27 protein-coding genes are annotated in these 25,068 nt (G+C 75.7%); 14 read left to right on the top strand and 13 right to left on the bottom strand.

All coding sequences use genetic code 11. The features are described from left to right. Positions 1-71: 71 nt before the first annotated feature. Both ANAEK_RS21150 and ANAEK_RS21145 read right to left on the bottom strand, forming a co-directional pair. Entirely contained in the window at positions 72-938 is an 867-nt protein-coding gene (locus ANAEK_RS21150) for a phosphatase PAP2 family protein (RefSeq protein WP_012528169.1), read from the bottom strand. Positions 939-944: 6 nt separating this feature from the next. After that, on the bottom strand, positions 945-1,616 hold the full coding sequence (locus ANAEK_RS21145) for a hypothetical protein (RefSeq protein WP_012528168.1): 672 nt from the start codon (positions 1,614-1,616) through the stop codon (positions 945-947). A gap of 190 nt (positions 1,617-1,806) precedes the next feature. Between ANAEK_RS21145 and ANAEK_RS21140 the strand changes: the two genes are divergently transcribed. Then, positions 1,807-2,463: a hypothetical protein gene (locus ANAEK_RS21140; protein ID WP_012528167.1), complete on the top strand. Its 657-nt coding sequence runs from the start codon at positions 1,807-1,809 to the stop codon at positions 2,461-2,463. Between the two features lie 3 nt (positions 2,464-2,466). Here the strand turns inward: ANAEK_RS21140 and ANAEK_RS21135 are convergent, their stop codons facing one another. Then, positions 2,467-3,609, bottom strand: coding sequence for a glycosyltransferase family 4 protein (locus ANAEK_RS21135; RefSeq protein ID WP_012528166.1), 1,143 nt, complete (start codon positions 3,607-3,609; stop codon positions 2,467-2,469). Positions 3,610-3,823: 214 nt separating this feature from the next. Between ANAEK_RS21135 and ANAEK_RS21130 the strand changes: the two genes are divergently transcribed. Further along, a complete protein-coding gene (locus ANAEK_RS21130) occupies positions 3,824-5,680 on the top strand; it encodes a DUF4091 domain-containing protein (protein ID WP_012528165.1) in 1,857 nt (618 codons plus the stop codon). A 57-nt stretch (positions 5,681-5,737) separates the two neighbouring features. Here ANAEK_RS21130 and ANAEK_RS21125 read toward each other — a convergent pair whose 3' ends face one another. The 3 genes from ANAEK_RS21125 to ANAEK_RS21115 form a co-directional block, all read right to left on the bottom strand. Beyond that, complete coding sequence (locus ANAEK_RS21125; RefSeq protein ID WP_012528164.1) at positions 5,738-6,718, bottom strand: NAD(P)H-quinone oxidoreductase; 981 nt, start codon at positions 6,716-6,718, stop codon at positions 5,738-5,740. Continuing rightward, the gene (locus ANAEK_RS21120) at positions 6,715-7,146 is read right to left on the bottom strand and encodes a hypothetical protein (protein WP_012528163.1); all 432 of its coding nucleotides are present in this window, start codon (positions 7,144-7,146) and stop codon (positions 6,715-6,717) included. The genes ANAEK_RS21125 and ANAEK_RS21120 overlap by 4 nt, the downstream gene beginning before the upstream one ends. Positions 7,147-7,326: 180 nt before the next feature. After that, positions 7,327-8,148 (bottom strand): ATP-binding protein, encoded by an 822-nt coding sequence (locus tag ANAEK_RS21115; protein ID WP_012528162.1) that lies wholly within the window; start codon positions 8,146-8,148, stop codon positions 7,327-7,329. A 155-nt stretch (positions 8,149-8,303) separates the two neighbouring features. Here ANAEK_RS21115 and ANAEK_RS21110 point away from each other — a divergent pair, with 155 nt between their 5' ends. Continuing rightward, positions 8,304-9,116 carry a DnaJ domain-containing protein gene (locus tag ANAEK_RS21110; protein ID WP_012528161.1) on the top strand — a complete coding sequence of 271 codons (813 nt, stop codon included), beginning with the start codon at positions 8,304-8,306 and terminating at the stop codon, positions 9,114-9,116. Here the strand turns inward: ANAEK_RS21110 and ANAEK_RS21105 are convergent. Both ANAEK_RS21105 and ANAEK_RS21100 read right to left on the bottom strand, forming a co-directional pair. Further along, positions 9,113-9,715, bottom strand: coding sequence for a DUF938 domain-containing protein (locus tag ANAEK_RS21105; RefSeq protein ID WP_012528160.1), 603 nt, complete (start codon positions 9,713-9,715; stop codon positions 9,113-9,115). The genes ANAEK_RS21110 and ANAEK_RS21105 overlap by 4 nt on opposite strands. Further along, positions 9,712-10,455, bottom strand: a complete 744-nt coding sequence (locus ANAEK_RS21100) for a hypothetical protein (protein WP_012528159.1) — start codon at positions 10,453-10,455, stop codon at positions 9,712-9,714. The genes ANAEK_RS21105 and ANAEK_RS21100 overlap by 4 nt, the downstream gene beginning before the upstream one ends. A 122-nt stretch (positions 10,456-10,577) precedes the next feature. On the opposite strand from ANAEK_RS21100, the gene ANAEK_RS21095 reads away from it, so the two are divergent. Then, positions 10,578-11,318 (top strand): acyl-[acyl-carrier-protein] thioesterase, encoded by a 741-nt coding sequence (locus ANAEK_RS21095; protein ID WP_012528158.1) that lies wholly within the window; start codon positions 10,578-10,580, stop codon positions 11,316-11,318. Between the two features lie 3 nt (positions 11,319-11,321). On the opposite strand, the gene ANAEK_RS23215 is transcribed toward ANAEK_RS21095, so the two are convergent. Together ANAEK_RS23215 and ANAEK_RS23210 are read right to left on the bottom strand one after the other, a co-directional pair. After that, the gene (locus tag ANAEK_RS23215) at positions 11,322-11,864 is read right to left on the bottom strand and encodes a spore maturation protein (protein ID WP_012528157.1); all 543 of its coding nucleotides are present in this window, start codon (positions 11,862-11,864) and stop codon (positions 11,322-11,324) included. Continuing rightward, positions 11,861-12,469: a nucleoside recognition domain-containing protein gene (locus tag ANAEK_RS23210; RefSeq protein ID WP_012528156.1), complete on the bottom strand. Its 609-nt coding sequence runs from the start codon at positions 12,467-12,469 to the stop codon at positions 11,861-11,863. The genes ANAEK_RS23215 and ANAEK_RS23210 overlap by 4 nt, the downstream gene beginning before the upstream one ends. 73 nt (positions 12,470-12,542) lie before the next feature. On the opposite strand from ANAEK_RS23210, the gene ANAEK_RS21080 reads away from it, so the two are divergent. From ANAEK_RS21080 to ANAEK_RS21070, 3 genes are all read left to right on the top strand, one after another. Beyond that, positions 12,543-14,090 carry a transglutaminase family protein gene (locus ANAEK_RS21080; RefSeq protein ID WP_012528155.1) on the top strand — a complete coding sequence of 516 codons (1,548 nt, stop codon included), beginning with the start codon at positions 12,543-12,545 and terminating at the stop codon, positions 14,088-14,090. Between the two features lie 70 nt (positions 14,091-14,160). Next, complete coding sequence (gene mce / locus ANAEK_RS21075; RefSeq protein WP_012528154.1) at positions 14,161-14,565, top strand: methylmalonyl-CoA epimerase; 405 nt, start codon at positions 14,161-14,163, stop codon at positions 14,563-14,565. Between the two features lie 83 nt (positions 14,566-14,648). After that, positions 14,649-16,565, top strand: a complete 1,917-nt coding sequence (locus ANAEK_RS21070; protein WP_012528153.1) for a TIGR04551 family protein — start codon at positions 14,649-14,651, stop codon at positions 16,563-16,565. Positions 16,566-16,805: 240 nt separating this feature from the next. On the opposite strand, the gene ANAEK_RS21065 is transcribed toward ANAEK_RS21070, so the two are convergent. Next, positions 16,806-17,213: an OsmC family protein gene (locus ANAEK_RS21065; protein WP_012528152.1), complete on the bottom strand. Its 408-nt coding sequence runs from the start codon at positions 17,211-17,213 to the stop codon at positions 16,806-16,808. A 118-nt stretch (positions 17,214-17,331) separates the two neighbouring features. Between ANAEK_RS21065 and argH the strand changes: the two genes are divergently transcribed. The 7 genes from argH to folK are packed head-to-tail and all read left to right on the top strand — an operon-like array spanning position 17,332 to position 23,238. Next, positions 17,332-18,735, top strand: a complete 1,404-nt coding sequence (gene argH / locus ANAEK_RS21060; protein WP_012528151.1) for an argininosuccinate lyase — start codon at positions 17,332-17,334, stop codon at positions 18,733-18,735. Continuing rightward, positions 18,732-18,938, top strand: coding sequence for a lipoprotein (locus ANAEK_RS21055; RefSeq protein ID WP_012528150.1), 207 nt, complete (start codon positions 18,732-18,734; stop codon positions 18,936-18,938). The genes argH and ANAEK_RS21055 overlap by 4 nt, the downstream gene beginning before the upstream one ends. Beyond that, positions 18,935-20,218: a diaminopimelate decarboxylase gene (gene lysA, locus ANAEK_RS21050; RefSeq protein WP_012528149.1), complete on the top strand. Its 1,284-nt coding sequence runs from the start codon at positions 18,935-18,937 to the stop codon at positions 20,216-20,218. Before ANAEK_RS21055 ends, lysA begins: the two co-directional genes overlap by 4 nt. A gap of 38 nt (positions 20,219-20,256) precedes the next feature. Continuing rightward, a complete protein-coding gene (gene dapA / locus ANAEK_RS21045) occupies positions 20,257-21,144 on the top strand; it encodes a 4-hydroxy-tetrahydrodipicolinate synthase (RefSeq protein WP_012528148.1) in 888 nt (295 codons plus the stop codon). 15 nt (positions 21,145-21,159) lie between these two features. After that, positions 21,160-21,972 carry a 4-hydroxy-tetrahydrodipicolinate reductase gene (gene dapB / locus ANAEK_RS21040; protein ID WP_012528147.1) on the top strand — a complete coding sequence of 271 codons (813 nt, stop codon included), beginning with the start codon at positions 21,160-21,162 and terminating at the stop codon, positions 21,970-21,972. Beyond that, positions 21,969-22,721, top strand: a complete 753-nt coding sequence (locus ANAEK_RS21035; protein WP_012528146.1) for a fumarylacetoacetate hydrolase family protein — start codon at positions 21,969-21,971, stop codon at positions 22,719-22,721. The genes dapB and ANAEK_RS21035 overlap by 4 nt, the downstream gene beginning before the upstream one ends. A gap of 28 nt (positions 22,722-22,749) precedes the next feature. After that, on the top strand, positions 22,750-23,238 hold the full coding sequence (gene folK, locus ANAEK_RS21030; RefSeq protein WP_012528145.1) for a 2-amino-4-hydroxy-6-hydroxymethyldihydropteridine diphosphokinase: 489 nt from the start codon (positions 22,750-22,752) through the stop codon (positions 23,236-23,238). A 6-nt stretch (positions 23,239-23,244) separates the two neighbouring features. Here the strand turns inward: folK and ANAEK_RS21025 are convergent, their stop codons facing one another. Both ANAEK_RS21025 and ANAEK_RS21020 read right to left on the bottom strand, forming a co-directional pair. Next, complete coding sequence (locus ANAEK_RS21025; RefSeq protein WP_012528144.1) at positions 23,245-23,952, bottom strand: class II aldolase/adducin family protein; 708 nt, start codon at positions 23,950-23,952, stop codon at positions 23,245-23,247. A 7-nt stretch (positions 23,953-23,959) separates the two neighbouring features. Continuing rightward, positions 23,960-25,006 carry an SIS domain-containing protein gene (locus ANAEK_RS21020; RefSeq protein WP_012528143.1) on the bottom strand — a complete coding sequence of 349 codons (1,047 nt, stop codon included), beginning with the start codon at positions 25,004-25,006 and terminating at the stop codon, positions 23,960-23,962. Positions 25,007-25,068 lie beyond the last annotated feature (62 nt).

Raw genomic sequence — 25,068 nt, 5'->3', positions numbered from 1 at the left:
GGGCAGTGGCGCCGCGCCTGGGCGCGGGCCGGGCCGAGCGGCGCCGACGGAGGGGTCCCGGTCCGGGGGGACTAGAGCGTGCCGGCGAGCGCCAGCCCCGCGCCGGACGGCAGCGGCAGCGGCACGAGGGCGAGGGACGACCCGCCGCGCGAGGGGGGCGCGTCCGGGTCGGAGCGCCGGTGCAGCACCACCCATCGCCCCACCGACCAGCCCAGCACCGAGCCGAGCAGCGAGTCGGAGAGGAAGTGGCGGTGGTCGATGACGTGGAACGCCACCAGCCCGCCCACCAGCGCGTGCAGCCCGAGCTGCGCCGCGAGCGGGGGCTCGAAGTACGCGGTGCCGGCGGAGAGCAGCGAGTACAGCGTGGCGGCGTGGCCGGAGGGGGTGCCGGAGGGGTAGAGCCGGAGCGAGGCGCGCGGGCCGAGCACGCGGCCCTCGCCCGCGCCGTCGTGCGGTCCCTCGCGCCCGACGAGCAGCTTCACCGACACGTGATACGCCTGCGCCACCGTGAGCGCCTCCGCCATGAGCGAGCACCCCTGCGCGAGGTGGGCGTCGCCGCGGGCGGTCGCGAGCCACCACGTCCCGAGCCCGCCCACCGCGATCCCTCCCCACAGCGCGGGCTGCACCACGTCGTTCCAGACCAGCGGCAGGTGCGGGTTCAGCTCGCGGGTGATCCAGCGGTCGAGCCGGACGTCGGCCGACGGGTGGGCGGGCCACATGAGCGCCAGCCCCGCGCCGAGCGCGAGCGCGAGCCCGCCCGCGTCCGGCGCGCTCCAGCGCGGCGCGTCGGCGGGGATCGCCACCACGTCGAGCAGGACGCGCCGGACCACGGGGAGGTCCGCCCAGCGGGTCCCCTCGCCCAGGAACGGCCCGGGCTCCTCCGCGGCCGCGGCGCCCGGCGCGAGCGCGAGGGCGAGCGCGGCGGCGAGCGCGACCAAGCGGCCTCAGTTGCAGGTCGGCGTGCCGTTGCAGACGGGCGGCGCCGGGTCGCACGCGTCGTAGGTGACGGCGCACTTCTGCGCGACGAACGGCCCCTTCAGCGTGCCGCCGTCGGTGAAGGTGAGATCGAGCGACCCGCGGATCTCGTTCGCCGAGATCGCGGTCAGGGTGGCGGTGCCGGTCGCGTCGATGGACGCCTTGTCCACGCAGGCGTCGTCGGTCTCGTTGGCCGAGAAGATGCCCACCCGCACCGCGCCGGTGGCGTCCGGGGTGAGGCTGCTCGGATCGGTCACGACGGTGTAGCCGGCGGCGTCGAGCGGCGGGGCGGTCACGGGGGTGCCCGGCTGGCCGATGCGCGCGTGGACCAGCAGCCCGCCCACCAGGCCGAAGCTCTTCTTCATGGCGCAGGGCGTGGTGAGCGTCTGGCACAGGCCGGGGCTCTTCGAGAAGCCGATCAGCACCGACGAGGGCGCGTACGGGAGCGGCGCCGGCAGGCCGACCTCGATGCTGCAGTCGTTCGAGGCCTCCGGCCCGGCGAACGCCGCCTCCACCACGGTGAAGGGCTGCCCGCGGATCGTGCCGGTGAGCTCGGTGGGACCGCCGCCGTCGTTGCTGCTGGAGCCGCAGCCGGCCGCGGCGAGCGCCGCGAGGGCGAGGGCGATTCGCGTGGTGCGCACGGTGGTTCCCCCTGTGAAGTGGACGGACGCAGCGCACCACCCGGGAGCGGACGCGTCAACGCACCGGGCGTGGCCCGCCGTCCCGGGTTCGCCCCTCCGGCCGCGTCCGTCCGGCGCGCCCCGTAGGACGGAGCGCAGCAGGGCCGGATCGCTGCGGGCCGCCGGCGCTACGCTGCCGGTGGAGGTCGCGATGCGCACCGTCCGCCGGCTCGCGCTCGCCGCCATCGTCGCGCTCGCCGGGTGCGGCCGCGGCTGCGGGAACACCGACAGCCCCTTCGATCCGGCCGCCGGCTACGAGCCGCTGGAGGACTGCAAGGCGAGCTTCCCCGCGCCGGTCGACGGCGATCCCCACCCCGAGACGCTGGTCACCGTGGACGGCGACGGGCCCGAGTGGTCGTGGGCGCACGGCGCGGCCTACGTGCACGCGCCGCTCCCCGTGGTCTGGGAGGCGCTGCAGGACCCGGCCACCAGCCACATCCACGGCGCGGACTGGCGCGTGACCGGCACGGTCGAGCCGGACTTCCCGCTCTCGTTCGAGATCCGCTACGAGGCCGGCCCGTCCGGCCTCCGGGTGCACTGGGTGATCGCCTACCGCGGCGGGCCGCTGGTGGGCACGGTCGAGGCGCCGGAGGTGATCGGCTTCCGCTACCAGCGCATCCACGGCACGGTGAACGTCGAGGTGCAGGACGGCTCGCTCGTCGCGACCGACGCCGGCGACGGCGTCACCGCGCTCCAGTTCGTCTGCCACCTGAACGCCTACCACCAGGACCACGACGACGTGCGCGGCACGGTCCAGGACTGGTTCAACGACCTCGTCGCGAAGGTCCGCACGCTTCAGCCGCCGTGACGCTCACGCCCCGCGTCCGGTGGCCAGGGCGGGCGCGGGCCGGAGCACCTCCAGCATGCGCGCGGCGGCGCGCGTCCAGCCGAAGCGGGCGGCGGCGCGCGCGCGGCCGGCGACGCCCATGGCACGGGCGCGGGCCGGGTCGGCGAGCAGCGCCGTCAGCGCGGCGGCGAGGGCGGCGGGATCGCGCGGCGGGACGAGCAGCCCGGTGTCGCCGTCGGCCACGATCTCCGGGATGGCCTCGATCCGGCTCGCCACCACCGGCAGCTCGAACGCCATGGCCTCGAGGAAGGACAGCCCGAACGCCTCGCGCAGCGTGGGGAGCGCGAACACCGCCGCGGTGGCGTAGAGGCGGGCGAGCGCCTCCTTGCCGAGCAGGCCGTGATCGGTGACGCCCTCCGGGAGCACGGCCGGCGCGCGCGAGGTGACCAGCGCGAGCCGGGCGCGCGGATGGGCGCGGCGCACCTCGCGGAACGCCTCGAGCAGCTCCGGCCCGCCCTTCGGCACGAAGTTCCGGCCCACGAACAGCACCAGCGGCTCGCGGGCCAGCCCCAGGTCGCGCGGCCCGGGCTCGACGTTCGGGCCGGCGCCCACCACGTGGACGCGGGCCGGGCTCACGCCGTAGTCGGAGAGGAGGGAGGTGCGCACCGCCTCGCTCATGGTGAAGATGCCCGCCGCGCCGCGGTACACCGCCTCCTCGCGGGCGCGCCACTCCGGCGCGTAGGGCACCGGCGGCGGGAGGCCCTCGAGCGGCGGGTAGCGCTCGGCGATGGCGCGGGTGTGGTCGAGGTACAGGTGGTACGGGACCTCGGGGGCGAGGCCGGGCGAGAACAGCACGCCGGCCTGGATCACCGCGTCGGCCCCGGCGCGCCGGATGGCCTCGCCGGCCCGGGCCGAGAGGTGATCGAACGCGAACGTGGTGTGCAGGTAGTACGGCTTCCAGCTCCGGCCGTGCGTGCGCAGCGCCTCGGCGACGGCGCGCACCACCGCGGGCCGGACGTTCGGGATCCGGCAGCCGGGGCGGAGCTGGTAGAGGAAGCCCTCGGCCGGGTTCGCGTCGACCACCTCCGCGCCGGCCTCCGCCAGGCTGCGGGTGACGGCGGCGGTGACGCCGGACTGGGGGCCGTAGTGCAGGTAGAGAACGCGCATCGGGGCGCAAGCTAGGTCCTCCGCCCGGCGGCGGCGCTTGCCGCCGCGGGGCGTGTTCACCGACGGGCAATTCACGAATAGTGACGAGTGGCGCCCGGCCGGGCGGGCGCGCGCCGGCACGGCCGCTGGCGGGCGCCTGCTTGCCCGTCTGTGGTGTCGGCCCCGACCCTCATGGCAGATCAGCACCTGAACGAGACGCCGGAGGGCAGGCTGTATGCTGATCGGGGCGGCGTCCCTACATGGAGAGCCTCCTTTGACGCTCCGACCGCTCGCGGCCCCCACCGCGTTCGCCGCCGTCCTCGCCCTGCTGCTCGCAGCGCTCCCCGCCCAGGCCGCCTCGGTCTGGACCGCCACCTCCACCGAGAAGATCCGCCCCGCCGCCACCGCGCGCGCGCCCGGCGGTGCCGCGCTCACCGCCGCGCGCAACGAGTTCGAGGCGTTCCAGGTGGTGATCACCGGCGCCGCCACCGGCGTCCGCGCCACCACCGCCGGGCTGACCGGCCCGGCCTCGCTCCCGGTCCGGCTGTACCGCGAGGCGATCATCAACCTCTCGAACCCCTCCGCGCTCGACGGGGGGACGGGGCCGTGGCCCGACGCCCTGGTGCCCGACGTGGACGAGCTCGCGGGCGAGCGGCGGAACGCCTTCCCGTTCACCGTGCCGGCGGGCGAGAGCCGGGCCGTCTGGGTGGAGGTCCACGTGCCCCCGGACGCGCCCGCGGGCGAGTACGCCGGCTCGGTGCAGGTGACCTGGGACGGGGGCGAGGCGACCGTCCCGGTGACGCTCACCGTCTGGCCGTTCACGCTGCCCTCCACCGCGTCGCTGAAGAGCGCGTTCGGGCTGTCCTGGGGCACGCTCAACACCGCGCACGGCGTCTCCGGCGACGCGCTCTCGACGCTCCGCGGGCGCTACGGCCAGCTCGCGCTCGATCACCGCGTCACGCTCTCGCGCATCGACGACGGCAACCGCGACCTCGCCCACTTCGCGAGCTTCTTCGGCCCGCTGTTCGACGGCGGCGCCGCGACGGCGCTGCCCGGCGCGCAGGCCACCTCGGTCGAGTACCTGGGCGGAAGCTCCGGCTACGCCTCCTGGGCGAGCTTCTTCCAGTCGCGCGGCTGGGACGACCGGCTGTTCCAGTACACCTGCGACGAGCCCCCGCTGCAGTGCGCCTGGAGCGACATCCCGGCGCGCGCCGCCTCGGCGCGCGCGGTCTCCCCGGCCCTGCGCACCCTCGTCACCACCACCGTCCAGCAGGCCGACGCGGCCGGCGTCACCTCGTCCATCGACGTGCTCGTGCCGGTGGTGAACTTCCTCGATGACCGCGCCGGCGAGCGGTTCGCCGGGCCGCAGCGCGCCGCCTACGACGCCTTCCTGGCCGGGTCGCCGCGCCGCGAGGTGTGGACCTACCAGAGCTGCATGAGCCACGGCTGCGGCGGGACCGTGGACATGGGCTCCCCGAGCGACTCGGATCGCTACTTCACCGGCTGGCCGAGCTACATGATCGACGCGTCCGCGGTGCGGAACCGCGCCATGGAGTGGATCTCGTTCAACCACCGGGTGACGGGCGAGCTCTACTACGAGACCACCATGGCGTACTCGCACGACCCCTGGAACAACCAGTGGGACTTCTCCGGGAACGGGGACGGGACGCTGTTCTACCCGGGCACGCCGGCGAAGGTGGGCGGCACCACGCAGATCCCGGTCGCCTCCATCCGCCTCAAGATGATCCGCGAGGGCATGGAGGACTACGAGTACCTGAAGCTGCTCACCGACCTCGGCGACGGCGCGCTGGCGCGGGAGATCTCCGGCGCGCTGTTCCCGCACCCCTACGACGCCGAGGTGAGCCCGGCCGACCTGCTCGCCGCGCGCGAGCGGATCGCCCGGCGCATCGTGGAGCTGGGGGGCGGCACGCCGGGGGCCCCGGGCAGCGGCACGGGGAGCGGCCCGGGCGGCGGCGATGCCGGCGGCGGGCTGCAGGCGGGCGTCATCGCGCCGAGCGGCTGCCGCAGCGGCGCGGGCGGGCTGCTGGCGCTGCTCGGCCTGGCCGGCGCGGTGCGCCGCCGCCGGCGGTAGCGCGGGGACGCGGACCACGGCCCGGCCTCGCGGCCGGCCGTGGTCCGGCCCCGATCGTCAGAACGCCAGCACGAGCTTGCCGAAGCTCTCATTCCGCTCCATCCGCTCGTGCGCCTCGCGCACCTGGGCGGCCGGGATCACCGCGTCCACCACCGGCTTCACCTTGCCCGCGGCGACGAGCGGCAGGACGTCCTTCGCGAACGCCTGCGTGGCCGCGATCTTCTCCTCGAGCGGCCGCGGCCGGAGCACGGTGCCGACGATGCTGCCCCGCGCGCGCATGAGCGCGCCGAGGTCCACGGTCGGCTTCCCGCCGCCCATCGTGCCGATCACCACGATGCGCCCCCCGGTGGCGAGCGCGGCCAGGTTCTCGGCGGTGTACGGCCCGCCCACGAAGTCGAGCACCAGCGGGCAGCGGCCGGCGACCTTCTTCACCTCGTCGGCGAAGCGCGGCTCGTCCTTGCCCACCAGGATCCCGTGGTCGAGGCCGAGCGCCCTCGCCCGCTCCAGCTTCTCGGCGGTGCGCGAGGTGCCGATCACGGTCGCCCCCGCCGCCTTCGCGATCTGCACCGCCGCGGTCGACACGCCCGAGCCGACCGCGTGGATCAGCACCGGCCAGCCGGGCCGCAGGCCACCCAGGGTGAACAGCGCGTCGTGCGAGGTCATCCCGGCCTCCGGGATGGCGCCGGCCTCCTCGAACGAGAGCCGGTCCGGGATCCGCACGAGCATCCGCTCGTGCACCAGGCACAGCTCGGCCTGCGCCTCGCCGGCGGCGATGGCCATGACCCGGTCGCCCTGCTTCCACGCGGTGACGCCCGCGCCGACCGCGGCCACCTCGCCGGCGAGCTCCAGGCCCGGCACGTCCTCGCGGTAGCCCGGGGGCGGCGGGTAGAGCCCGCGCCGCTGCAGCAGGTCGGCGCGGTTCAGCGCCGCGGCGCGCACGCGCACCAGCACCTCGCCCCGCGCCGGCGCCGGGTCCGGCAGCTCGCGCAGCGCGATGACCTCGGGACCGCCCTTGCCGCCGAACACGACCGCCTTCATGGGATCCTCCGCATGCCCGGCGCGCCGAAGTGGCCGGAGGCCGATCCGAACGGCGCCTCGTAGGTCGCGCCGTCCGGATCGCGCGCCACCGCGGCGCGCCCGGGCTCGACGCGGGCGAGAGGATACCGATCCGCGCGCGGGGGCGCGACCCTCTCGCCGTCGGGCGGGCACGCCGGCGACGGATCCAGGGCGGCGAGCGCCTCGGCCGGCTCGGCGGCCACCGCCAGCGCGTAGCCGTTGTACGTGCCCTCCCACCACATGGAGAGCTCGGCCGGCCCGGTGGCCGCGGCGGCCGCGAGGTCGAGCAGCGCGGCGCGGAAGCGCCGGAACGGCGCGGTGTCGTGGCGCGGGTCGGCGCCGGGCGGGAGCGCGCTCGCGTGGCGGGCGCGCAGGTCCTCGAGCGCGAACAGGACGATCCGGGCGGTCACGCCCGGATCGTAGCGTTCAGAGCGCGTGTATCAATCTCCGGACCGAGCCAGGCGGTCGAGACGCGAGCAGCGCGAGGCGCGACGACCGAGCATGCCCGTCGGCATGTGAGGGAGGAGCAACGACGCGATGCGACGCGGATCGGCCGCCGCGGCGACGGGAGGGGATTGGTTCACGTGCTCTCAGCCGTGCAGCGCGCCGTCCACGCCCACCACCACGTCGCGGAGCGGGATGGCCTTGCCGGAGGCGGCGATGGCCTGGCGGGCCGCCATGGAGATGCCGCCGCAGCAGGGGACCTCCATGCGCGCCACGGTCACGCTGCGGACGTCGGAGCGGGCGAGCATCTGCCCGAGCTTCTCGGCGTAGAAGCGGTTGTCGTCGAGCTTCGGGCACCCGACCACCAGCGCGTGGCCGGCGAGCAGGTCGTCGTGGAAGCGCGCGCAGGCGAACGGCACGCAGTCCGCCGCGACGAGCAGGTCGGCGCCGTCGAGCCAGGGCGCGCCGACGGGCACGAGGTGGAGCTGCACCGGCCAGTGCGTCAGCCGGCTCTCGCCGCTGGCCGGGGTGGCCGCGTCGCCGGACGCGGCGGCCGCGAGGGGGCGGCCGCGGGGCGGCAAGGTGCGGGCCCGCGAGCCGGGGCAGCCGCCGCCCTGGGGCGCGGGGTCGCCGGACGGCACCACCGAGAGCAGCGGGCGGGGGCGCGCCGGCGCAGCGGCGGGCGGCGCCGGCGCCTTCGCGGCGTGGTCCGCCGCGGGCGCGCGGCCCTGGCGCGCGAGGTGCGCGGCGACCACGGCCTCGTCGAACGCGTCGGCGTCGCGCTCGACCACGGTGATGGCGCCCTGCGGGCACTCGCCGAGGCAGGCGCCCAGCCCGTCGCAGAGCGCGTCACCCGAGAGCCGCGCCTTGCCGTTCACGAGCGCGATGGCGCCCTCGGCGCAGGAGGGGATGCACTGGCCGCAGCCATCGCACTTCGACTCGTCGATGTGGACGATCTTCCGGATCATTTTGCGCCCTTATCGCACGGGATCCGTCCCGGACGGTAGTCAGCGCGCGCTTACGGCGCGGGGGCGAAAACTGGCCGGGACGGCGGGTGCGGGGTAAGTCGGGACATCGCCCGATATCGCGGGGTTGGCGGGCCGGATCGGGCCCCTGGAGCGGGATGGCGAGGACGGTCGAGCTCAGCCTGGAGGAGGTGGTCGCGGCCGGCCGGGTGCTGTTCGGCCCCGGCTTCGCCGCCGACCAGGCCGGGTGGCGAGACGCGCTGAAGGCCGCCTACCGTCGGCGCGCCCTCGAGACCCACCCCGATCGCGCCCGCGCCACCGGCCGTCCCGAGCACGAGCTGGCGCGCGAGTTCCGGGCGGTGGCCGAGGCCTACCGCGTGCTCTCGGCGCTGCGCGGCCCCGCCGACCCCGGGCGCGCCCGCCGACCGCGCCCCGCCCCCGCCCCCGGCCCCGCGCGCCCGCCGCGCCGCGCCGCGGGCGCCGCGGGCACGGGCGCACGAAGCGAGGCGCCCCCGACGCCCCGGCCGCGCCCGGCGCCGTCCACCGAGGCGCGCCGCGCCGGGCCGACCGCGGGCGCGACCGCGATGCCGCAGCGCCGGCTCCGCCTCGCCGAGTTCCTCTTCCACGCCGGCGCCATCCCCTGGACCGCGTTCGTGGAGGCGGTCGCGTGGCAGCGCGCGCAGCGGCCGCCGCTGGGACGCCTCGCGGTGGACTGGGGCTTCCTGCGCCGCGAGGACGTGGCGCGGATCCTCGAGCTGCGCCGCGCGGAGGGGCGCGCCATCCCGTTCGGCGAGGTGGCGGTGCGCCACGGCTACCTCACCTCGTTCCAGCTCCTCGCGCTGCTCGGGCGCCAGCTCCGCCAGCAGCGCCGCATCGGCGAGTACTTCGTGGAGCGCGGCCTCGTCACCCCCGCCGCGCTCGACGAGCTGCGCCGCCGGATGGCGCTGCACAACGCCCGGTTCTCGGGCTAAACGGCGCGCCGGAACACGAGCAGCCGGTCGCCCTCGACCGAGGGCAGCTCCAGCTCGGCCTCGAGCCGGAGCCCGGCGTGCGCCGCCTCCCCGGCGAGCGCCTCCACCTCGCGCACGCCGAGCGCCGGATCGTGCGCGCGCAGCTCCGCGTCGAAGCGCGCCAGCCGCCCGGCGAGCGCCGCGCCGCGATGGAAGAACGGTCCGTACACGCACAGCGCGCCGCCGGCGGGCAGCACCTCGGCCGCGCCCTGGCACAGCGCCGCGGCGCAGGCCGGGGGCGTCACGTGCAGCACGTTCACGCAGAGCAGCGCGTCGGCGCGCCGGCGCCGCCAGGCCGGCGCGACGAGGTCGAGGTCGAGCGGCGGGCGCAGGTTCGCGAGCCCGGCCTCGGCCGCCCAGGCGCGGATGCTGGCGCGGGCCTCGGCATCCGGATCGGAGGGCTGCCAGGTGAGCCCGGGGAAGCGCGCCGCGAGGAACACCGCGTGCTCGCCGGTGCCGCTCCCCAGCTCGAGCACCGTGCCGGTCTCGGGCAGGAACTCGTCCAGCGCGGCGGCGAGCGCCTCGCGGTTCCGCAGCGCCAGCTTCGCGGTCCGCTTCACGGCGGGCCCTCCCCGGCGGCGTCGCCCGGCGCCTGCGGGAGCAGCCGCAGCCGGCCGGCCGGATCCGCCTGGAGGCGCCGCGCCCGGTCGGCGCGCCGGCGCGACAGCTCGACGCCGACGCCGTCCAGGCCGTGCGCGTTCGCGACCGCCAGCATGGTGCCGAGCCCGCAGAACGGATCCACCACCGTCCGGCAGCCGGTCTCGGCGAGGAGGAACCGCGCCACCGCCTGGCACGCGGCGGCGCCCATGGCGCGCGGCCACGGCATCTGCCCGAGCGCGGGGAGCACGTCGGGGGTGGCGCGGGCGGGGTCGAGGCGGAGCGCGCGCGAGCAGCAGAGGAGGTGCGCGTACGCCGGCCGGCCGAAGGTGGCGGTGCCGGCGGGCACGCGGCACACGATCTTGTGGAACAGCAGCCGCGCGCCGGCCCGCGCCGCGCCGAGCGCCACGAGGTGCGCCTTGTCCACCCAGGCGCCGTCCCGCTTCACGTCGGTCTGGTAGAAGATCGCCGGCGCGCCCGGCGCCACCGCGGCGCAGGCGAGCGCCGCGACGTCCACGAACCAGGCCTCCCAGCCCTCCGCGCCGAGGGCGGGCAGCTCGGAGGCGTCCGGCAGCGAGGTGACCAGGGCGTGGTCCGGGGGGAGCGGCGCCGCCTCGCGCAGGAACGCCACCCCGTCGCCGCAGCGGACCTCGCGCCGCGGCGCGCGCGCGCCCACCCCGCCGGCCTGCCGCCCGTCCGACATCGCGCCGGAGTTCAGCCCACGTGGCCGGTCGCGTCAAGCCGCGCACCGGCGCAGCGGCCCCGGTGGATCGTGCCGGCGGGCGCCGTTCACTTCCGCCCGGACATCGGGTAGAGAGCCGCGGCATGGAGACCTTCAAGGAGTCGTTCGCGGTCCACAGCTACGAGGTGGACGCGTTCGGGACGCTGGCGCCGCCCGCGCTCACCGGCTTCCTGATGGAGGCCGCCGGGCTGCACGCCGGCCGGCTGGGCGTCGGCATCGACGCGCTCATGGAGAAGGGGCTGACCTGGGTGCTGGTCCGGCAGCGGACCGAGACGCCGGTGCCCATCCGGCTCGGCGACGTGCTCGAGGTGGAGACCTGGCCGGTGGGCCTGGACCGGCTCGCCGCGCTCCGCGACTTCGTGGTGCGCCGCCGCGACGGCGCCGAGGTGGCGCGCGGCACGACGCAGTGGTTCGTGCTCGACGTGAAGACGCGCAAGCCGGTGCGCCCGGAGGCGGTGCTCGACGCGCGCTTCCCGCGCGAGCTCGGCAAGCCCATCGTCGAGGTCGCGCCGGGCAAGCTCCCGGAGCTGCGCACCTGGGAGTTCCAGAAGCGCTTCCACGTCCGCTACCAGGACATCGACCTGAACCTGCACGTCAACAACGGCAGCTACGTCGCCTGGGCGCTCGAGGCGATCCCGAAGGACGTGTACACGGGCTCGCGGGTGGCGGCGCTCGAGGTCCAGTACCTCGCCGAGTGCCACTACGGCAGCGCGGTCCTCTCGCGCCTGGCGCGCACCGGGCCGGGCGCGTTCGCGCACGCCATCGTGCGCGAGGAGGACGAGAAGGAGCTCGCGCGGATCACGACGACCTGGGCGCCGCGGTAGGGATCAGGGCCCGCCGAGCAGCAGCCGCACCGTCACGATGGCGGCGGCGAAGCCGGCCAGGTCGGCGAGCAGCGCGGCCGGGAGCGCCTGGCGGTAGCGCGTGATCCCCGCCGCGCCCATGTAGACCGCGAGCACGTAGAAGGTCGTCTCGGTCGAGCCGGCCATCACCGAGGCGAGCCGCCCGGCGTAGCCGTCCGGCCCCTCGCTCCGGAGCACGTCCCCGACCACGCCGAGCGCCGCCCCGCCGGAGAGCGGCCGGACGAGGACGAGCGGCAGGACGCTCGCGGGCAGCCCGAGCGCGGAGGTGACCGGCGCGAGCGCGGCCGCCGCGGCCTCCATCGCGCCCGAGGCGCGCAGCATCCCCAGCGCCACGAAGATGGCCACCAGCGCCGGGATGATCCGCACCGCGGTCGCGAAGCCCTCCTTCGCGCCCTCGACGAACACGGGATAGACCTTCACGCCGCGGGCGAGCGCCACCGCCGGGATGCCCGCCAGCAGCACGGGGATCGCCCAGGTCGAGAGGACGTCGAGCGCGCCGCGGATCACGGCGCCGCCTCGGGGCGCGCCGGCGCCGCCGCCGGGTAGAGCCGGCGGAGCGCCTTCGCGGCGAGGACCGCCACCACCACCCCGCAGGCCGAGGCGCAGAGGGTGGCGCCCAGGATCTCGGCCGGCGCGCGCGAGCCCGCCGCGGCGCGGAGCGCGATGACGCTCGCCGGGACGAGCTGCACCGAGGCGGTGTTGAGCGCGCACAGCAGGGCCTGGGCGTCGGAGGCGGTGCCCTTGCGCGGGTTGAGCTCCTCGAGCGCCTGCATGGCCTTCACGCCGAACGGGGTGGCGGCGTTGCCCAGGCCGAGCGCGTTCGCGGAGAGGTTCATGAGCATCGCGCCCATCGCCGGGTGGTCCGCCGGCACCTCCGGGAACAGCCGGACGAGCACCGGCCGCGCCGCCCGGGCGAGCGCCCGCACCAGGCCGGCCTCCTCGGCCACCTTCATGAGGCCCAGCCACAGCGCCATGGCGCCGGCCAGCCCGAGCGAGAGCGTCACCGCCTTCGCGGCCGAGTCCAGCGCCGCCGCGGTGAGCGCGCCCATCCGCCCGTTCACCGCCGCGACGACGAGGGAGGCCCCCAGGAGCACCGTCCAGATCGCGCCCATCGCCGCGATTCTGGCCGGGCCGATCCCGAAGGCGAGTTTTTGGTAGAACAGCGGCGTTCCTCGGAACGCCCTCATGACGACCCCGACCTCCGCGCGCCTCGCCCTCGTCGCCCTCTGCTGCTCGACCTCCCTCGCGCTCGCCGCCTGCCCCGAGCAGCGGCCGCAGCCGGTGAAGGCGCCGCCGCGCCCGCCGCAGGCGGCGCTGGCCGCCGGGTCCGGCGACCTCGCCGACGTGCTCACGGTGCCGCGGCCGGTGGGGCCGGAGTGGTTCGGCCTGTACCTGGTCGGCCAGAAGGCGGGCTGGAGCAAGGTCGAGCTGAGCCGCGAGCTGCGCGACGGGCGCGACGTGCTGGTCGGGCGGAGCGAGATGCTGCTGCGCGTGAACGTGGGCGGCAACACCGTGGAGCGGCGCCAGAGCGAGGAGCGCGTCTGGGAGGCGCGCGCGGCCGGCCGGCTGGTGGGGTTCAAGGCGGCGTTCTCCGGCGACGGCGGCGAGCGGACGCTCACCGGCACCTGCGCGAAGGACCGCTGCAAGCTCACCGTCACCGCCGCCGACGGCACGCGCGAGCAGGAGCTGGAGGGCGTGGCCGAGACCGCCGAGATGGCGGACGGCGTCCGGCTCGCGGCCGCGCGGCGCAGCACCGTCCGCGGCAAGCAGCTCGACCTGCTCAAGCTGCGGGTCCGCGAGGTGCAGCACGTGTTCGTCCGCCGGGAGCCGGTGGCCGGCGCGGGCGTGCAGGAGGAGGTCTCGGTCGTCGAGGAGTCGGAGATCGGCGACCGCGTGGCCATCCAGTACAAGGTGGCGGACGACGGACGGATCGTGGAGTGGCACCTCGGCGACGCGATCGTGGGCCGTCCCGAGCCGTCGGATCGCGCGCAGCGGCTCGACGAGGTGGACCTGTTCGCGCTCGGCCGCGTGCCGCTGCCGAAGCCGCTGCCGCGCACCGTGCCCGCCACCATCACCTACCGCCTGCGGGGGCTCCCGGCCGCGTTCCAGAAGGCGGACCAGCGCCAGCGGTACGAGCGCGGCCCGGAGGGCACCACGCTCCTCACCATCACCGCGAAGCCGCCCGCCGCGGCGGAGCCGGCCCGGGACACGCCGCTCGCGCGGGCGGGGGAGGGGGCGGGCCGCGACGACCTCGCCGCCACGCCGCAGGTGGACTCCGACGCGCCCGCCATCGCGGCGCTGGCGAAGCAGGTGGCGGGCGACGCGCGCGGCACGTACCAGGCCGCGCTCGCGCTGGCGCGCTGGGTGAACGAGCACCTCGAGAAGGCGTACGGGGCGAGCAACGACCGGGCGAGCGACGTGCTCGCGGCGCGGAAGGGCGACTGCACCGAGCACGCGGTGCTGACGGTGGCGCTGGCGCGCGCGCTGGGGATCCCCTCGCGGCAGGTCTACGGCCTCGTCTACGCGCGCTACGCCGACGGCAAGGACGCGCTCTACTGGCACGCCTGGGCGGAGGTGCGGAGCGCCGGCGAGTGGATCGCCATCGACCCGATCTTCGGGCAGCCGGTGGCGGACGCGACCCACGTGGCGCTCGGCACCGACAAGCAGGAGGACGCGGTGGGCCTGCTCGGCGCGCTCAAGGTGGAGAAGGTGGACGTGAAGGGCGCGAAGTAGCGCCCCCCCGCGTTGCGGCGGGCCGCCGGCTGCGGTTTACTCGCGCTCCCACCTTCCCGAGGGAGCGCGCATGACCGGTCTCGATCACGTCGCCATCCTGGTGTCCGACCTCGACGCGGCGGTGAAGCTCTACCGCGACGTCTACGGGCTGCCCGAGCCCGAGATCGAGGAGGTCCCGACCGAGAAGGTCCGGGTCGCCATCTTCGGGCACGGCGCCGGGCGCATCGAGCTCGTCTCGCCGGCCGGGCCCGACAGCCCGATGGCGAGGACCATCGAGAAGCGCGGCGAGGGCCTGCACCACGTCTGCCTGGAGGTGCCGGACATCGCCAGGGCGATGGCCGCGCTGAAGGCGCAGGGCGCGCCGCTGCTCGACGAGGTGCCGCGCCCGGGCGCGGGAGGATCCAGGGTGGCCTTCGTGCACCCCAAGGGCAGCCGGGGCGTGCTGGTGGAGCTGAAGGAGGGCGGCGGGCACTGACCCCCCAGCCCTCGTTCCAACAGTTGACCGCTCCCGAAGCGCGTGTTTTATCCAGCCGTTCCTCTTCGGAAGGGGTCGCACACATGTCCCGCCTCCTCGCGGCCGCGATCGCGGCGCTCCTCCTGCTCCCCGGCGCGGCGCGCGCGCAGGCGGCCGAATCCGGCGCGCCGGCCCCGGCCCCGGCCCCGGACGCGGCCAAGCCCGCCGCGGAGGCGCCCAAGGACGCCGAGCTGGACGCGAAGACGCGTGCCGCCATCCAGCGCGCGGTCGAGAAGGCGAAGGAGGAGCTGCGCGACGAGGTCCGCGCCGAGATCCAGGGCGCGCAGTCGGCCGCCGAGTTCATGGGCGCCGTCGCCGAGGGGCCCAAGCTCGAGTTCCTGCAGCTGGACGGCTACCTCCGGCTCCGCGGCGACCTCTACGACAACCTCGACCTGGGCGGCACCGACGCCGCCGGCCACAGCTACTTCCCGCGGCCGCTGCAGGGCACGAACCGCGGCTCGCTCGCCTCGACCAACATGCGCCTGCGCGCCGAGCCCACGCTGAACATCTCCGAGCGCGTCCGGGTGAAGGCCCAGATCGACGTCCTCGACAACTACGTGCTCGGCTCCTCGAACAGCGACCTGTTCGACTCGTACCACTCCCCCTACACCGCCTCGTTCTACGGCTCGTCGCGCGCGCTCTCGAAGCGCGACGCCAGCGCCGACCGCGACGCGATCCAGCCGAAGCGCGCCTGGGCCGAGGTGCAGACGCCGGTCGGCCTGCTCAGCTTCGGCCGCATGCCCTCGGAGTGGGGCCTCGGCATCCTGACCAGCGCCGGCAGCAAGATCGACGACGATTACGGCGACACGGTGGATCGCATCCAGTTCGCGCTCCCGCCGGTCGCGACGCCCATCGGCAAGCTCAGCTTCGTGCCGATGCTGGACTTCGACTCCGAGGGCGTGCTCCACCCCGATCCGCACTTCGGCCCCGGGCTGGGCCAGCCGTTCGACGCCGAGTCCGGCGACGACGCCCGCACGTTCGCGCTCAAGATCGCGCGCCTCGACACCGAGGACGAGATCCGCCGGAAGGTCGAGCGCGGCGCCAGCTCCTTCAACTACGGCGTCTACTACCTGTACCGGACGCAGCGCTGGACCTACCCGACGTGGCGCACGCAGGGCTACGACGGCTCCTACGGCGACACCGGGGACTCCGCCACCGAGCCGGACAAGGTGAAGCGGAACGCGTACACGCACGTGGCGGACTTCTGGGCCCGCCTCGTCACCCAGCGCTGGCACCTCGAGCTGGAGACGGTCGGAGTGTACGGGCACATCGGCGAGGCGTTCGAGTACGTGCCGGACGCGACCGACCCGACGCGCCAGGTGATCTCGTCGCTCGGCCGCGTCCTGCTGCGCCAGTGGGCGGCCACGCTGACCACGCGCTACAAGGCCATCCCGAACAAGGTGACGCTCGGCGCCGAGCTGGGCGTCGCGAGCGGCGACTCGGCCCCCGGCTTCGGCGTGGACACCGAGCGCAAGGCGACCGACGCGAGCGGCAACACCATGCTCCCGCCGTACGGCTCCATCGACGGTCCGCAGTTCGGCCAGCCCGGCGACGGCGCCATCCGCAACTTCCGCTTCAACCCCGCCTACCGCGTGGACCTGATCCTGTGGCGGCACATCATCGGCCAGGTGACCGACGCCTGGTACCTGAAGCCGTCGATCCGCTGGGACATCCTGCCGGGCCTCGCGCTCGACGGCGCGCTCGTCTACTCGCAGGCGCTGTCCGGCGGCTCGGTCCCGAGCGCGGTGGCGGAGGACGCCACCAGCACCACCGGCGCCTACGTGCTGCAGAAGCAGGGCAAGAAGCCGCTCGCCGTCGAGGCCGACGGGCGCCTCTCGCTCGACTCCGGCAACGGCTTCATGACCTGGGTCGAGGGCGGCGTGCTCCAGCCGTTCGGCGGCCTCGGCAACTCGCTCTCCCGCGGCTGGGTGCTGAGCTTCGGGATGGCTGCCAAATTCTAACGAGGGCTGCGCCCTCGCCCCGCCGGCGGAGCCGTCGGGGCCCCACTCCTGCTCCGCGGGGCCCGTGACCGCTCGCGCCCGCATTCGCGGGCGCGCGAGCGGTCCCCGCGGGGAGGGGTTGCACCCCTCCCCAGCCGGCGGCTGGGGCCCCTCCCTGCTGGACGTTGCCGGCTGTGCCACGGGTCGCTCGCCCCGAGCCGGTCGAGGGGCGAGCGGAACCGCGTGAGCGGCGGACGGGCCTCAGCCCCCCGCCACCACCGTCCTAACCTCGAACACCGGCTGCGCCTGGATCGCCTTCTTCACCGCGCACTGGTCCGCCACGCGGACCAGCGCCTCGCGGTACTTCTCCGGGAACGTCGGCGGGACCTCGATGTCGAGCTCGACGCGCGCGAGCACGCCGGTCTCCGGGTCGAAGTGCGCGCGCTGGCGGAGGCGGATGCCGTCGGTGGGCAGCTCCCGCTTCTGGCAGAAGCCGAGCACGTAGATGCCGGCGCAGGTGCCGATCGCGGCCATGAACAGGTTGAAGGGCGAGGGGGCGGAGTCCTCGCCGCCGCTCGCGACCGGCTGGTCGGTGCGGATGACGTGGTTGCCGATGGTGGTGTCCACCCGCTTGCCGCCGGGGAACGTGACGAACGTCTCGCTGGCCATCTGACGCCTCTCTCCTGGAAGGTTCGCGCCCGGATCCCGGCGCTCGCGAGGTGAGAGCCGGCGCGGCGCGCGGAGGTTCCTGGGTGGCGCCCGGGTGTGATAGCGTCCTCCGCCCCGCATGAGAGCGAATTCGAAGGCGAAACCCGTGTCCCGGGCCGCGCTCGCCGGCGAGGCCGATCCTCGCCTCGTGGCCCTTTCGGTGTCCATCCAGGACGACGGCGCGCTGTACGCGGAGGACATCCGTGGCAGCCAGGCGCACGTGTCCATGCTGGCGGCGCAGGGCATCGTGCCGAAGGCGGCGGCCCGCCGCATCGTGGCCGCGCTCGACCAGGTCCGGGCCGAGTTCGCCGCCGGCAAGATCCGCTTCGACCCGGCGCTCGAGGACGTGCACACGCACGTGGAGCGGCGCCTGGGCGAGCTGGTGGGGAAGGACGCGGGCTACCTGCACGCCGGCCGCAGCCGCAACGACCAGGTCGCGCTCGACGAGCGGCTGTTCATCGTGGGCGCCTGCGATCGCTGCGACGCCGCGCTGGAGCGGCTGCAGCGCGCGTTCCTCGGCCAGGCCCGCGCGCACGAGCGGACCATCCTGCCCGGCTACACGCACCTGCAGCGCGCGCAGCCGGTCTCGCTCGCGCACCACCTGCTCGCCTACGTGGAGATGTTCGGGCGCGACCGCGAGCGGTTCGCCGAGGTGCGCCGCCGCGCCGCCATCTCGCCGCTCGGCTCGGGCGCGCTCGCCGGCACCACCCTGCCGCTCGACCGCGAGGCGGTGGCCGCGCGCCTCGGCCTCGCCGGCGTGACGCACAACTCGCTCGACGCGGTCTCCGACCGCGACAGCGCCGCCGAGCTGCTGTTCGCGTGCGCGCTCGCCGCCGTGCACCTCTCGCGCATCGGCGAGGAGCTGGTGCTCTGGACCACGAAGGAGTTCGGCTTCGCGACGCTCTCGGACGCGTTCGCCACCGGCTCCTCGCTCATGCCGCAGAAGAAGAACCCGGACGTGGGCGAGCTGGCCCGCGGCCGCGCCGGGCGCGCGCTGGGCGACCTCGTGGCGCTGCTCGCGATCCTGAAGGGCCTGCCGCTGTCGTACAACCGCGACCTGCAGGAGGACAAGCGGCCGCTGCTGGGCGGGCCGGAGGCGCTGGTGCTCACCGCCGACGCGGTGGCCGGCGCGGTCGAGACGGCCACGTTCCACGCCGCGCGGATGGAGGAGGCGCTCGGCTCCGGCGAGGCGCTCGCCACCGACGCGGCCGAGTACCTGGTGGATCGCGGCGTCCCGTTCCGCGAGGCGCACGAGGCGGTGGGCAAGGCGGCCGCGTTCTCGGCGCGCGAGGGGCGGCCCATGGCGCGCCTGACCGCGGCGGAGTGGGCGACGTTCCACCGGCGGTTCGAGAAGGACGTGCTCCGCTGCTTCGACGCCCGCCGCAGCCTGAGGCGGCGCGAGCTCCCGGGCGCGCCCGGACCGCGGGCGGTCCGCGCCGAGCTGCGCCGATGGGAGAAGGCGCTCGGGAAGGCGCGGGGATGAGCGGCGCGCGCTCGGTGCTGGCCGCGCTCCTCGCGGCGGCCGCGCTCGCCGGCTGCGGCGTGAAGGGCCCGCCGCGCCCGCCCGCGCGGCCCGCCCCGGCGCACCCGGTGGCCGCGCCCGCCTCGCCGCCCGCGGCGCCGCCGGCCACCCCAACCGAAGCCCCGGCGCCGGCCGCACCGGCCGCGCCCGCGGGGACCCCATGAACCACTTCCAGCGCAAGCGCGGCGTCCTGCACGCCGAGGCCGTCCCGGTGGAGGAGCTGGCCCGGGCCTACGGCACGCCGCTCTACGTCTACTCGACCGCCACGCTCACCCGGCACTGGAAGGTGCTGCACCGCTCGCTCGCCGGGCTCGACCACCTGGTGTGCTACGCGGTGAAGGCGAACTCCAACCTGGCGGTGCTGTCGCTGTTCGCGCGCCTCGGCTCCGGGTTCGACATCGTCTCCGGCGGCGAGCTGTACCGCGTGCTCAAGGCGGGCGGCCACCCGGGCAAGGTGGTGTTCAGCGGGGTGGGCAAGCGCGACGACGAGATCGCGTTCGCGCTCGAGTCCGGGGTGAAGGTGCTGAACGTGGAGAGCGCGCCGGAGCTGGCGCGCGTCTCCATCGTGGCGCGGCGCATGGGCCTCCGCGCGCCGGTCGCGCTGCGGGTGAACCCGGACGTGGACCCGAAGACGCACCCGTACATCTCCACCGGCCTCAGCGAGAACAAGTTCGGCGTGTCGGTGGACGAGGCGCGCCGGCTCTACGCGCTCGCCGCGCAGGACCCGGCGCTCGAGGTCCGCGGCGTCGCCTGCCACATCGGCTCGCAGATCACCACCGTGCGCCCGTTCCTCGACGCCATCGCGCGCGTCCTCTCGCTCGTGAAGGATCTCGGCAAGCAGGGGATCCGGCTCGGCCACGTGGACGTGGGCGGCGGCCTCGGCATCACCTACGCAGACGAGGAGCCGCCTCACCCCGACGAGTACGGCCGGGCCATCAAGAAGGCGCTCTCGCGCTTCGACGGCGAGGTGATGCTCGAGCCGGGGCGCGTGCTGGTGGGCAACGCCGGCGTGCTCGTCACCCGCGTGCTCCACGTGAAGGAGAGCGGCCGCAAGGTGTTCGTGGTGGTGGACGCGGCCATGAACGACCTGGTGCGCCCGAGCTACTACGACGCGCACCACGAGATCGAGGCGGCCGGCGCGCCGCGGAAGGACGCGGACGAGATCGTCTGCGACGTGGTGGGCCCGGTCTGCGAGTCCTCCGACTTCCTGGCGCGCAAGCGGCGCATGCCGCGGCCGGTCCGGGGTGACCTGCTGGTGGTCCGCTCGGCGGGCGCCTACGGGTTCGCCATGTCCTCCAACTACAACTCCCGCCCGCGCGCGGCCGAGGTCCTGGTGGACGGCGACGGCGCCCGGCTGGCGCGCCGGCGCGAGACCTACGCCGACCTCGTCCGCGGGGAGACCCCCGAGCCCGAGGCCGAGCGGTTCCGCACCCCGCGGCGATGAGCTACGATCCAGCACCTTCCCCCGGCCGGGAGAACGCCATGCGACGACTCGAAGGTTCGATGGTGGCCATCGTCACCCCGATGAAGGACGGCGCGGTGGACCTGCGCGCCCTCCGGGAGCTGGCCGAGTGGCAGCTCGCCGAGGGGACGGACGGCATCGTGCCGTGCGGCACCACCGGCGAGGGCGTGACGCTCACGCCGGCCGAGCGGGCCGACGTGATCCGGACCGTCATCGAGACGGTGCGCGGCCGGGCGCTGGTCATCGCCGGCGCCGGCTCGAACGCGACGCACGAGGCCATCGAGTCGGTGAAGCTGGCGAAGACGCTCGGCGCCGACGCCGCGCTGGTGGTGACGCCCTACTACAACAAGCCCACGCAGGAGGGGCTGTTCCGGCACTACCAGGCGATCTGGGAGGCGACGCGCTTCCCGGTGGTCGCCTACAACGTGCCGTCGCGCACCTCGGTGGACCTGCTCCCCGAGACCGTGGCGCGGCTCGCGAAGGCCGGCGCCATCGCCGGCATCAAGGAGGCGACCGCGAACATGGACCGGCAGGTCCAGCTCGTCGAGAAGGTCGGCAAGGACGCGATCGCCTACCTCTCCGGCGACGACTTCACGGTGCTGCCCTACGTCGCCTGCGGCGGTCACGGCGTCATCTCGGTGATCGCCAACATCGCGCCGCGCGCCATGAAGGAGCTGGTGGTGGCGGCCCGCTCGGGCGACCTCGCGGGCGCGCTCGCGAAGCAGGCGGCCATGGCCGAGCTGAACCGGATGATGTTCGTCGAGACGAATCCCGGGCCGGTGAAGGCCGCGGTGGCGCTGCTCGGCCGCTCGGGCGGCGAGCTGCGCCTGCCGCTCGCGCCGGTGTCGGAGGCGAGCCTCGCCAAGGTGCGCGACGCCATGGTGCGCTTCGGGCTGAAGCTCGCCTGAGCAGGGGTGACTGACATGACCAAGGTGGTGGTGACCGGGGCCGCGGGGCGGATGGGCACGCAGATCGTCCGGCTGGTGCGGGCGACGCCCGGCCTGGCGGTCTCGGGCGCGGTGGAGCGCGCCGGGAGCCCGGCGATCGGCAAGGACGCGGGGACGCTCGCGGGCGGCGAGCCGCTCGGCGTGGCGGTGATGGACGACCTCGCGAGGGCGCTCGCCGGCGCCGACGTGGTGATCGACTTCACCAGCCACGAGGCGTCGGTGCGCCACGCGCAGGCGTGCGCCGCGGCCGGCGTCGCCCTCGTGATCGGCTCGACCGGCTTCACGCCCGACGCGAAGGCCAAGGTGGCCGAGGCGGCGCGGAAGGTGCCGGTGGTGCTCTCGCCGAACATGAGCGTGGGCGTGAACGTGGTGTTCGAGCTGGTGCGCCAGGCCGCCCGGGTCCTCGGCGACGGCTACGACGTCGAGATCGTCGAGATCCACCACAAGCACAAGCGCGACGCGCCCTCCGGCACCGCGGTGCGGCTGGGCGAGGTGGCGGCCGAGGCGCTCGGGCGCGCGCCCGCCGACGCGCTCGCGTACACCCGGCACGGCATCCTGGGCGAGCGCCCGCCCTGGCAGATCGGGATCCAGACGCTGCGCGGCGGCGACGTCGTCGGCGAGCACACCGTGTTCTTCTGCGGCGAGGGCGAGCGGGTGGAGATCACCCACCGCGCCACCAGCCGCGAGCAGTTCGCGCGGGGCGCGGCGCGCGCCGCGGCGTGGCTCCCGGGCAAGCCCCCGGGCGTCTACGACATGGCCGACGTGCTGGGCCTGCGGGGCGGGAAGTGAGGGTCTGCCGCTTCCGGCGCGCCGGCGTGGACCGGTACGCGCTGGTGGAGGGCGAGGTCCTGCGCCCGCTCACCGCCGCGCCCTGGGCCGGCGGCCTGCCCGAGGGGCCGGCGGTGCCGCTCGCCGAGGCGACGCTGCTCGCGCCGGTGGAGCCGTCCAAGGTCGTCTGCGTGGGGCGCAACTACGTGGCGCACGCCCGCGAGCTCGGCAACGAGGTGCCCACCACCCCGCTCATCTTCCTGAAGCCCTCCACCTCGGTGATCGGGCCGCAGGACGCGATCCGCTGCCCGGAGCAGTCGCGCGAGGTCCACCACGAGGGCGAGCTCGGCGTGGTGATGGGCCGGACGCTCACGAACGCGAGCGCCGCCGAGGCGCGCGGCGCGGTGTTCGGCTACACCTGCCTGAACGACGTCACCGCCCGCGACATCCAGCGCGAGGAGAAGCAGTTCACGCGCGCGAAGGGCTTCGACACGTTCTGCCCGGTGGGCCCGGTGGTGGAGACCGCGTTCGACCCGCTGGACGCGTCGGTGGCGTGCCGGGTGAACGGCAGCGAGCGGCAGCGCGGCTACACCCGCGACATGGCGTTCGACGTCTTCGCGCTGGTGGCGTTCATCTCCGGCGTCATGACGCTGCTCCCCGGCGACCTCATCGCCACCGGCACGCCCGAGGGCGTCGGGCCCATCCGGCGCGGCGACTGGGTCGAGGTGGAGGTGCCGGGCATCGGCGTGCTGCGGAACCCGGTGACCTGAGCGGCGCGGCCGGGGCGGGGGCGCGATCGTGCGCGCGTACGTGGGCGTGGGCAGCAACCTCGGCGATCGCTGGGCCAACCTGGCCGTCGCCGCCCGCGTGCTGCGCGCCTCGCCCCGCGTGGCGGTGCTGCGGGCCTCGCACGTGTTCGACACGCCGCCCATGGGCCCGCCGCAGCCCCGCTACCTGAACGCCGTGCTGGAGCTGGAGGTCGGGCTCACGCCGGGGGCGCTGCACGCGGTGCTCGCCTCCGCGGAGCGCGCCGCCGGCCGCCGCCGCGGCCTGCGCTGGGGCCCGCGCACGCTCGACCTCGACCTGCTGGTGCACGGCGATCGCGTGGTGCGCACGCCGACGCTCACCGTTCCGCACCCCGGGATCGCGGCGCGCCGCTTCGTGCTCGAGCCGCTCGCCGAGCTGGCGCCGGACCTGGTGGTGCCGGGGCTGGGCCGCACCGTGGCCGCGCTCCTGGCGAGCGCGCCGGGCGCGCCGCTGGACGTGGTCGGGCTGTATCCGCTGTGACGGTGGCTAGCGCTTCCGCGCCGGCCTGCCGGCCGCGAGGAGCACCCGGTCCACCGCGTCCGCGGGCAGCGGCGTGCAGCGGCCCGCGAGCCGGGCGGCGAGCGCGATCCGCGCCACCCGCTCCAGCGTCTCCATCCGGTCGAGCGCCTCGACGAGCGTGCGGCCCAGCGCGAGCGCCCCGTGCCGCTCGAGGAGCAGCACGTCGTGGCGGGCCAGGTACGGCGCCAGCGAGGCGGGCACCTCGCCGGTGCCCGGGGTCGCGAACGGCGCGAGCGCGATCTCGCCGAGCGTCACCGCCGCCTCGGGCACGAGGTCGTTCGGCGGCGGCACGCCGGCCACGGTGAGCGCCACCGCGGTGATGGGGTGCGCGTGGACGATCGCCTCCACGTCGGGGCGCGCCGCGTAGGCGGCGAGGTGCATGCGCAGCTCGGTCGAGGGGCGCCCCGCGCCGCGGGTCACCGCGCCGCCGCCGTCGATGCGCAGCACGTGCCCCGGCCGGAGCAGCCCCTTGTTCACGCCCGAGGCGGTGACCAGGAACGCGTCCGGCCCGAGCCGCACCGAGACGTTGCCCTCGCCCGCGCCGATGAGGTCGAGCGCGGCCAGCCGGTGGCAGGTCTCCACCACCGCCGAGACGAGCGCGCGTTCCCGCGGGAGGCTTCGCGCGCGGTGCGCGGGGCGGGGAGGGACGGCGCGCGGGCGGGGGGCGCGGGCCACGGCGGCCTCACAGGATCTTGGCGGCGAGGAGATCCTGCACGTCGAGCAGGCCGACCGGACGGCCGGCCTCGTCGACCACCGGCACCTGGTCGATGCGCGCCTGCCGGAGCACCCGCGCCGCGTCCACCACCAGCGCGTCCGGTCGCACCGTCTTCGGGCCGCGGCACATGGCCGAGCCGACCGGGCGGCTGAAGTCGGCCTCGCCGTGCTCCACCAGGCGGCGCAGATCACCGTCCGTGAAGATGCCCACCAGCGTGCCGTCGGCGGCGACCACCGAGGTCGCGCCGGGGCGGCCGGGGGTCTCGGTCATCACCGCCACCGCGGCGGCGAGCGGCGCGTCCTCGCGGACCACCGGGTTCGAGGCCTCGCCGCGCATCAGCTCGTGCACCTTCATCAGCCCGCGGCCGAGCTTGCCGCCCGGGTGGAACAGCGCGTACTCCTCGCGGTCGAACGGCCGGTTCGCGAGCACCGTCATCGAGATCGCGTCGCCCACCGCCAGCAGCACCGCGGTGGAGGCGGTCGGGGCGAGGCCCATCGGGCACGCCTCCTCCACGTTCCCGATGGCGATCACCAGGTCCGCCGCCCGCGCCAGCCGGTTGGCGCGATCGGCGGTGATGGCGACGATCTTCGCGCCGATCTTCTTCAGCGACGGGAGCAGCCGGAGGATCTCCTCGGTCTCGCCCGAGTTCGAGAGCGCGAAGACCAGGTCGTCGCGCGCGATCCGGCCCAGGTCGCCGTGCGCCGCCTCGGCCGGGTGGACGTAGAGCGAAGGGGTGCCGGTGGAGGCCAGCGTGGCGGAGATCTTCTGGGCCACGAACCCAGGCTTGCCCATCCCCGTCACCACCACCCGGCCCTTGCAGCCGAGGATCCAGCGGACGGCGGTGGCGAAGGCGTCGTCGAGGGGGACCGCGCCGATGGCGCGCGCCTCGGCCTCGACGACGGTGCGGCCGTAGGCGACGAGATCCTGGGTGCGGGGGCGCGGGCGGGCGCTCGCCCGCGAACGACGCGCGGGGAGCTTCACCACACGGGCCCGGCTGCTGCGGCTGGAGGCCATGGTCGGCCGCCGATATAGCACTTCCGCGGCGCTTGCGGCAGGGCGCGCGGGTGCGCTATGTG

It is taken from the genome of Anaeromyxobacter sp. K (assembly GCF_000020805.1).
GTDB lineage: Bacteria > Myxococcota > Myxococcia > Myxococcales > Anaeromyxobacteraceae > Anaeromyxobacter > Anaeromyxobacter dehalogenans.
Note: the sequence above shows the minus strand (reverse complement) of the source record. Positions and strands in the feature narration are given on the sequence as shown.